Annotated in this window: 8 protein-coding genes; 4 read left to right on the top strand and 4 right to left on the bottom strand. The window is 73.9% G+C overall.

The features are described 5' to 3' along the window. The 4 genes from ACXJKL_RS11260 to ACXJKL_RS11245 all read right to left on the bottom strand — a co-directional run. On the bottom strand, positions 1–201 hold a 201-nt coding region (locus ACXJKL_RS11260; RefSeq protein WP_457207140.1), incomplete at its 3' end, for a hypothetical protein. A 377-nt stretch (positions 202–578) separates the two neighbouring features. Next, the gene (locus ACXJKL_RS11255; RefSeq protein WP_457207139.1) at positions 579–1,295 is read right to left on the bottom strand and encodes a TIGR03936 family radical SAM-associated protein; all 717 of its coding nucleotides are present in this window, start codon (positions 1,293–1,295) and stop codon (positions 579–581) included. A gap of 66 nt (positions 1,296–1,361) precedes the next feature. Then, a complete protein-coding gene (locus tag ACXJKL_RS11250; RefSeq protein ID WP_457207138.1) occupies positions 1,362–2,546 on the bottom strand; it encodes a winged helix DNA-binding domain-containing protein in 1,185 nt (394 codons plus the stop codon). A 13-nt stretch (positions 2,547–2,559) separates the two neighbouring features. Further along, positions 2,560–3,921, bottom strand: coding sequence for a hypothetical protein (locus tag ACXJKL_RS11245; RefSeq protein WP_457207137.1), 1,362 nt, complete (start codon positions 3,919–3,921; stop codon positions 2,560–2,562). A gap of 90 nt (positions 3,922–4,011) precedes the next feature. Between ACXJKL_RS11245 and ACXJKL_RS11240 the strand changes: the two genes are divergently transcribed. From ACXJKL_RS11240 to ACXJKL_RS11225, 4 genes are all read left to right on the top strand, one after another. Then, on the top strand, positions 4,012–4,797 hold the full coding sequence (locus ACXJKL_RS11240) for a glycosyltransferase family 2 protein (protein ID WP_457207136.1): 786 nt from the start codon (positions 4,012–4,014) through the stop codon (positions 4,795–4,797). Then, the gene (locus ACXJKL_RS11235; RefSeq protein ID WP_457207135.1) at positions 4,794–5,171 is read left to right on the top strand and encodes a DUF2304 domain-containing protein; all 378 of its coding nucleotides are present in this window, start codon (positions 4,794–4,796) and stop codon (positions 5,169–5,171) included. Before ACXJKL_RS11240 ends, ACXJKL_RS11235 begins: the two co-directional genes overlap by 4 nt. Beyond that, the gene (locus ACXJKL_RS11230) at positions 5,168–6,079 is read left to right on the top strand and encodes a glycosyltransferase family 2 protein (RefSeq protein WP_457207134.1); all 912 of its coding nucleotides are present in this window, start codon (positions 5,168–5,170) and stop codon (positions 6,077–6,079) included. The genes ACXJKL_RS11235 and ACXJKL_RS11230 overlap by 4 nt, the downstream gene beginning before the upstream one ends. A gap of 81 nt (positions 6,080–6,160) precedes the next feature. Continuing rightward, on the top strand, positions 6,161–6,563 hold a 403-nt coding region (locus ACXJKL_RS11225), incomplete at its 3' end, for an aminotransferase class I/II-fold pyridoxal phosphate-dependent enzyme (protein WP_457207133.1).

Here is a 6,563-nt window from a genome sequence, read left to right as displayed (position 1 = left end):
GGCGGCGGACTGCTCGGTCGAGCCGCCGCCCTCGGCCGCCGGCGCGGCCGCCTTGCGGGTGCGCGGGGTCGTGGTCTTGCGGGCGGCGGTCTTGCGCGTGGTGCGGGTGACCGTCGGCGGTGTCGACGCGCTGCCGGCGGAGCCTTCCGCGCTGGTGTCGCCGCCGGTGCTGTCGGTGTCGTTCGGGTTGTCGTCGAGCATGTCGCTCTCCTCGCCGGCACCGGAATCGAGGTCCGGAGCCGTGTCGGCGCCGCGAGGCCGCAGGGGACGTCGGGGCGCAAAGCCTTCGTGTGGCGGCGACACCCTCCGCGTGTGCGTCACCGGGTGCGTGCCGTCACCTGCCGCGGTCGCCGGGCCCCGGGCGGGAAAGGGGCCCCGCCCACGTGGATCGCTGTCACCGACCCACAGGCCGCGTCGCGGTCTGGTGACGACCTTCATCCGATGTGCCGACCCTTGGTCGGTACGGCGAGAACGTCGTCGGCCCGTCAGCGCGATGGCGGACCACCTCGTGACGAACGTGGCGAGTATCGCACACCGGACCCCGATCCGGATCACCGCGAACCGCGGCGGGGCGAAGCTCAGACGACGAACGGATCGCCGATCGTGCCGTCCTCGGACAGCGGGCCCTGGGCCAGGCGGGTCATCAGCGGCGCCGGTCCGGGAACGACGTCCGAGACCGAGACCAGCGCCGTCAGCACGTCGTCCGGGCGTACCGCCGGCACCCCGTGCCGCAGCACCACGTCGATCGTCGAGCGGTCGTCGTACCCCGACCGGCCGACCGCGAGGCTCACGACGGCGCCGCGGGCGTCGAACTCGCGCAGGCCCTTCTTCGTCATCCGCTCCACGAGGACCTCCTCGGCCGCCAGGAACGTGGCGACCGCTGCCTCCACGACCTCCTGGGAGCCGTCGAGGTCGATGCGCCACCGGCTGGCCTCCAGCCGGTCGGCCAGCGAGCCGCCGGGCGACTCGACCACCTCGATGACGTCGAGCCCGTCGGGCAGCGACTCGTCGAGCAGGCTGTGCACCTCGGCGGGCACGAGCGCCCGGGCGAGCGCGATCTCGAGGTACTCGGCCTCGCTGGCGGAGCCGGTCGGAGCGGCGCCGGCGTAGGAGATCCGGGGGTGCGGGTTGAACCCCGACGAGTAGGCCATCGGGATGCGGGCCCGGAAGACGGCACGCTCGAAGGCGCGGCTGAAGTCGCGGTGGCTGGTGAAGCGCAGTCGGCCGCGCTTGGCGTAACGCACCCGGAGGCGCTGGACGGGGGGCGGCTGCTGCGGGGGGTCCTGGCGTGGCATGGCGGGCACAGGCTATCCGCGCCGGCGCCCGCGACGAGAAACGGGCGACGACCCACCAGGTCGGGATCAGGGCAGGCGGGCCTCGCGCATCTGGCGCGAGGCGTAGACGCTGTTCACCGACTCGCCGTCCAGCCAGGCGGTGAGCCGCTCGGCCTCGACGTCGAGGGCGGCGCGCGCGTCGGCGCCCGGCTCCTCGCGCAGCACGACGTGCACCACACCGGCGCCGTCCTGGACGTAGCAGCCGACCACCCGTCCGTCCCACCAGGCGGTGGTGCCGCCGTTGCCGTTGGTGTCGAAGAGGTACGGCACGTGGGCGCCGTCGAGGTACCACTCGCGCTGCTTCCAGCCCATCAGCGTGGGGTCGAGCACGGGCAGCAGCGCCGCCCACGGATCGACGGCGGGCTCGGGCTCGAGGTCGTCGGGCAGCACCCACCCGGTGTCGCCGGACTCCAGCGCCACCGCGACCGCCCCGAGGTCCGCGAACGCCCGGCGCACGGCGGCCTTGGTGGCACCCAGCCACCACACCACGTCGGTCTCGGTGCCGGGCCCGAAGGTCCGCAGCCACCGGCCCACCAGCGCGGCGTACCCCTCCTCGGCGGGCAGGGGCACCGGCTCCTCCCCCAGCCAGCCGGCCATCGGGGTCCACACCGGTCGAGAGATGCGCCAGTGCCCGCCGTTGCGACCACGCACCAGGTCGGCCGTGAGACCGAGGTGGGTCAGCAGGCGCGAGTGGTTCCACTGCGAGCCGGCCGAGACGGTCACCGGCGTCGACAGCTCGGGGAACAGCGACCTCAGGTCGACCGCGGCGATCCCCTCGGGGTGCTCCTCCAGGTGGGCGAGCACGCGGGCGCGGGCCCCGTCGAGCCAGGCGTCGCCGTCGGCGGCGATGCCGGCCCTCTCGACATCCTTGGCGATCCTTCGGCGCTCGCTGAGCGCCACCCGCGCCGATGCGCTCCCCCAGGCCGCCGGCAGCAGGTCCCGCGGGAAGACGAACAGCGTGCGACGCATGGCCAGCTGCTTGACCAGCGAGCGGTCGTCGTAGAGCGCCCGGTCGACGTCGGCGCGGGTGACCCCGTCGACGCGGGCGTGCACCGAGAGGTAGGGCGTCGGCGGCTCGGTGGAGTGCAGGACGGTCATGGCGCGGGTGGCCGCGACCGGGTCGACCACCCGGTGCTGCGGAGCGATGCCGTGGCGGCGCGCCATCCGGGCACGACGCTCCCCGTCGGTGACCAGGCGGACCGGCTCGCTCACGTCGTCCGCCCGCTCACATCGCGATGCTGTCGAGGCCGGCCAGGGCCGGGGTGGCCGCGAAGAGGACCAGCCCGACCGCCGCCAGCACGAGCGCGGTGCGGGTGCGCAGCAGCAGCGCGAGGAAGGCCAGCCCGAGCGGCCACAGCGCGAGGCCGTAGCGGGTGTGGATCCCGATGTACTGGCCCGTGGTGAGGAAGACCATCACGTCCAGGACGACCGGCCCGGCCGCCATGCCCAGCAGGAAGCCGGGCGCCACCTCGCGGACGAAGGGCGCCTGGTCCCGCGCCAGTCCGGCCCAGATCGCCAGCGCGGAGCCGGTCATCGCCATCGTGAACCAGACGGACGGCAGCCCCAGCGCGCCCTCGCCGTACGGGCCGAGGAAGCGGAAGCTGTCGTAGACGAGCTGGAGCGGCTCCAGCGCCGCGACGACGTAGTCGCCGGGGGGCGCCGGGTCGCCGATCTGCGTCGCACGGACGACCAGCATCCAGGCCACCGTGAAGGCCACCGTGCTGCCGGCGAGGAGGGCGCCGGCCACGAGGGCGCGCAGGCGCACCGCACGGTCGTGGGTGCCGGGCCAGGCGATCACCGCCAGCAGGGCGATCCCGAGACCGACCACCACCACGATGTTGGAGCCCTTGACCCCGGCCACGCCCAGCCCGGCGAGCACCAGCGTCCACCAGGGCCACTCGCGCCTCAGGAACCGCAGGGTCGCCAGGGCCGCCAGGGCCCCGACGGGGATGTCGAGCGCGTGCGGAGTGACGAAGGTGTACTGCTGCTGGAGCGCCGGGACGAGGAGCACCGCGGACGACGCCACCAGCGAGGCGGCCCTGCCGGCGCCCATCGCCCGGGCCAGCAGGAAGAGGGACCACATGCTCACCGCAGCCCACAGGGCGCCCACCAGACGACCGGCGAGCAGGCCGTCGTCCACGATCCCGGTGGCCTTCAGTGCGCCGGCGACCGCGCCCGTCACCCAGAAGTACGGCGGCGGGTCGGCCGCCGCCGAGTTGGGGACGTAGACCGGCTCCTTGCCGAAGCAGGGGTCGGGTAGCGGTCCGACGACCCGGATGATGCCCCGGCAGGCGCGCGTGCCCTGCGCCCAGTCGCCGATGACCTCCCCGTTGCGCATGAAGAGGTCGCCCTCGGACACCTGGTGGACGCGCTCGGAGTACTGCCACTCGTCGAAGATGCTCAGCTCGGAGTTGGCCACGGCCTGCTGGGCCACCACGGGGGCGGCGACGATCGCGAAGGCCAGGAGGAGCAGGAGGTGGCGCTGCCAGGCGGGCCGAGCGGCCAGTCGCTCCGAGAGCGGGACACGACGGCGCGTGGCCGTGGCAGCCGGCGTCGGCTGCTCCTGCGTCGATGACTCGACCACCATCTGACCCCCCTCGATCCGCCGGACAGTATGGCCCACCGGGACGTTCACGCCGGGGGTCGGGTGAGGGGCGGGCGTTGCTACCATCGCGCGGTGCCGAGAAGCGATGCCCGACCTCGTGTGCTGGTCATCGTCCCGGCCTGGAACGAGCAGGACTCGGTCGGCGCCACGGTCCGCGAGATCCACGACACCAACCCCACCGTGGACGTGCTCGTCGTCGACGACGGCTCCGGCGACCGGACGGCCGACGTCGCTGCGGCCGCCGGTGCGTCGGTGGTCCGCCTCCCCTTCAACCTGGGTGTCGGCGGGGCGATGCGCACCGGCTACCGGCACGCCCTGCGGTCCGGCTACGACGTCGCGGTGCAGATCGACGCCGACGGACAGCACGACCCCCGGTACGTCGAGGCGCTGATCGCCGAGCTCGACGGGCCCGAGGGGGTCGACATCTGCATCGGCAGCCGCTTCGCCCACCCCGACGATCCCTATCGCGTGCGCGGCCCGCGCCGCTGGGCGATGTTCCTCCTGGCCCGGGTGCTGAGCCGGCTGGCCGGCACCACCCTCACCGACGTCACGTCGGGCTTCCGGACCTGCAACCGTCGTGCGATGACCGTCTTCGCCGAGCACTACCCGGCGGAGTACCTCGGTGACACCGTCGAGTCGCTGGTGATCGCGACCCGGGTGGGCTGCCGGATCGGCCAGCTGCCGGTCGACATGCGGCCCCGGGCCGGCGGGCAGGCGAGCGCGTCGCCGGTGCGTGCGGCGATCTTCCTGTGCCGTGCCGTCGTGGCCCTGGGTCTCGCGCTCGTGCGGCGGTGGCCGGCGACCTTCGACGAGGGCCTGCCCGACAGCGGCGCCCTGCCGCAGGCAGGTGTCTCGTGACCCCGGCCGTCCTGGGCGTCGTCGTCGCCGTGATCGTCGCCGTGGTGCTGTTCGAGATGCTGCGCCGACACCGATTGCGGGAGAAGTACGCCCTCATCTGGTTCTTCGTCGCCGCGGGACTGCTCGTCGTCACGATCTTCCCCGTCGTGCTCACGACCGCCGCCGAGCTCCTGCACGTCCAGGTGCCCGCCAACCTCCTGTTCTTCCTGGGCTCGCTGCTGCTGCTCGCGATGAGCCTCCAGCACAGCTTCGAGCTGGGTCGCCTCGAGGAGCGCACCCGCACCCTGGCCGAGGAGGTCGCCCTGCTGCGCCTGGCCCTCGAGCAGCAGGACTCCGGCGCCGGGACCGACGACCGCGACGAGCCGCGCCCGTGACCGAGGAGGCCGACGGCACCCGCTCGTGGCTCCACCTGCTCGTCCCCTACTGGGGCGACCCCGCCCTGCTCGACCAGGCGCTCGCCAGCGTGCTGGGCCAGACCGACGACCGGTGGCGGGTCACGGTCATCGACGACGCCTACCCCGACCCCACCGCCCGACGGACGTGGGGCGATCACCCCGACGAACGGATCAGCTACCTGCGCAACGAGCAGAACCTGGGCGTCGCGGGCAACTTCGAGCGGGCCCGGCAGCTCGCCGACGGCGCCCTGGTGGCCTTCCTCGGGAGCGACGACCTGCTCCACCCGTCGTACGTCGCGCAGGCGTGGCGGGTGCACGAGGCACACCCGACCGCCGACGTCATCCAGCTGGGCGTCGACGTCGTCGACGAGGACGGACGACCCACCGACGGGCTCACCGAGCGGATCAAGCGTGCGCTGAAGCCGCGCGGGGAGGGTCCGCACCTCCTCGCCGGCGAGGAGCTCGCCACCAGCCTGCTGCGCGGCAACTGGCTCTACTGGCCGTCGCTGGTGTTCACCGCGGAGGCGCTCGGCGGCGTGAGCTTCCGTCAGGACCTGCCGACCATCCTCGACCTCGCGCTGGTGCTGGACCTCGTGGCGGAGGGGTCGCCGCTCGTCGTCGATCCGGTCGTCTGCTTCTCCTACCGGCGGCACGCACAGAGCGCCTCGTCGCTCGGCCTGCACGCCGGCGCCCGCTTCGAGGAGGACCGCAGGTTCTTCGCCGAGCAGGCGGACCGGATGTCGGCCCTGGGCTGGCCGCGGGCCGCGCGCGCCGCTCGCCGACGGTGGGTGTCACGGCTGCACGCACTCTCCCTGGCGCCGGCCGCGCTCCGGCAGCGCTCGGGCCGCCAGCTGCGCGCGGTCGGGCGGCACGCCTTCACCCGCTGAGCGGGACACCGCCGCTTCGGGGCCTCCCGAGCCACTCCGTTACGGTGTCCCGACATCGCATCGGGGAGAGGAACCACCAGCGTGACCACAGGCGAGACCCGCAACGTCCCACTGGGCCAGCCCACCGTCGGTGAGGCCGAGATCGACGCGATCCGGGCCGTGTTCGAGTCCGGGTGGCTGTCGGGGGCAGGCCCGACGTGCGTCGCCTTCGAGCAGGAGCTGGCGGCCGTGGTGGGCACCACCCACGCGCTGGCCACCTCCAACTGCGGATCGGCTCTCCACCTCGGCCTGCAGGTGCTCGGCGCCGGTCCCGGCGACGAGGTCATCGTGGCCGACTACACCTTCCCGGCCACCGGTCACGCCGTCGTGTGGACGGGCGCCACCCCGGTCTTCGCCGACGTCCGGGCCGACATCGGCACCGTCGACCCGGCCTCCGTGGAGTCCCTGGTCACCTCCCGCACGGTCGGCGTCATCGCGGTCGACC

The sequence above is a fragment of the Nocardioides sp. P5_C9_2 genome (assembly GCF_054049555.1).
The sequence above is the reverse complement of the archived record's forward strand: the minus strand, read 5'-3'. Positions and strand labels throughout refer to the sequence as shown.

What these genes read in the sequence shown, in the direction of transcription:
- ACXJKL_RS11245 (WP_457207137.1), bottom strand. Translation starts at nt 3,921, where the DNA reads ATGGTGGTCGAGTCATCGACGCAGGAGCAGCCGACGCCGGCTGCCACG.
- ACXJKL_RS11255 (WP_457207139.1), bottom strand. Translation starts at nt 1,295, where the DNA reads ATGCCACGCCAGGACCCCCCGCAGCAGCCGCCCCCCGTCCAGCGCCTC.